Raw genomic sequence first — 753 nt, 5'->3', positions numbered from 1 at the left:
CAGATCGTGCTCGAGAAGGAGATCCGCATCCCGATGCCGATGGTCGGGCATGTGACGTCGAGCTACTACAGCCCGAACCTGGGCCACTCCTTCGCGCTCGCGGTCGTCAAGGGCGGCGCCAAGCGCCTGGGGGAAACCGTTTATCTGCCGATGGCCGACGGCCGGGTGCATGCGGCCGAGGTCGTGAGCCCGGTCTTCTTTGATGCCGAAGGAGCACGCCAGAATGTCTGATTACGCACAAATGGATCTGAACCCGCGCGGCGGCGCAGTGAAGTCGGAGTCGCCGCTGGTGAGGGCGCGCATCAACGTCGTGCTCGCCGCCTCGGCGCGCGACGCGGGCGTGGTGGTGCGCGAAAAACCCTTCCTGGGCCATCTCGTGCTGCGCGGCAACGCCCAGGACGACGCCTTCCGCGCTGGCGTGGAGCGCGTGCTGGGCCTCGCGCTGCCGCTCGCGCTCGGTGCGGTCGCCCGCGACGAGTCGCGCGGCGTGAGCCTGCAGTGGATGTCGCCGGACGAGTGGCTGATCGTCGTGCCGGCGGGCCTCGAGTTCGAAGCCGAGGCCGCGCTGCGGCGCGAGCTCAGCGGCCACTACGCGGTGATGAACGTCACCGGCGGGCAGACGGTGCTGGAGCTGACCGGCCCCAAGGTGCGCGAGCTCTTGATGAAGTGCACGCCCTACGACGTGCATCCGCGCGCCTTCCCGGTGGGCAAGGGGGTGTCGAGCGTGTTTGCGAAGAGCTCGGCGGTGATCCG

General features: G+C 69.1%; 2 protein-coding genes. Both read left to right on the top strand.

Annotation, left to right across the window (positions count from 1 at the left end; all coding sequences use genetic code 11):
* The coding region (locus tag GO615_RS27750; protein WP_169133064.1) for a glycine cleavage T C-terminal barrel domain-containing protein at nt 1–231 on the top strand (231 nt) is incomplete at its 5' end.
* Nucleotides 224–753: sarcosine oxidase subunit gamma (locus GO615_RS27745; protein WP_246262532.1), on the top strand; the 530-nt coding region annotated here is incomplete at its 3' end. The genes GO615_RS27750 and GO615_RS27745, both read left to right, overlap by 8 nt.

The organism is Aromatoleum evansii (assembly GCF_012910805.1).
Classification (GTDB): Bacteria; Pseudomonadota; Gammaproteobacteria; order Burkholderiales; family Rhodocyclaceae; genus Aromatoleum; species Aromatoleum evansii.
Note: the sequence above shows the minus strand (reverse complement) of the source record. Positions and strands in the feature narration are given on the sequence as shown.